Raw genomic sequence first — 363 nt, forward strand, 5'->3', positions numbered from 1 at the left:
GCCGCCGGGCATGAACAGGGTGCTGACCAGCAGGCCGAAGGCCGCCGGCAGCAGCCAGAAGCTGAAGTTGTTCATCCGCGGCAGGGCCATGTCCGGCGCGCCGATCATCAGCGGGATCATCCAGTTGGCCAGGCCGACGAAGGCCGGCATCACCGCGCCGAAGACCATGATCAGGCCGTGCATGGTGGTCATCTGGTTGAAGAACGCCGGCTCGACGATCTGCAGGCCGGGCTGGAACAGCTCGGCGCGGATCACCATGGCCATCGATCCGCCGAGCAGGAACATCATGAAGCTGAACCACAGGTAGAGGGTGCCGATGTCCTTGTGGTTGGTCGTCAGCACCCAGCGCATCAGGCCCTTGGC

General features: G+C 64.7%; 1 protein-coding gene. It reads right to left on the minus strand.

The window, feature by feature from the left end; all coding sequences use genetic code 11:
- Nucleotides 1–363: cbb3-type cytochrome c oxidase subunit I (locus tag FLO80_RS24310; protein ID WP_188078421.1), on the minus strand; the 363-nt coding region annotated here is incomplete at both ends.

The sequence above is a fragment of the Aquicoccus porphyridii genome, assembly GCF_008369105.1.
Taxonomy (GTDB): Bacteria; Pseudomonadota; Alphaproteobacteria; order Rhodobacterales; family Rhodobacteraceae; genus Aquicoccus; species Aquicoccus porphyridii.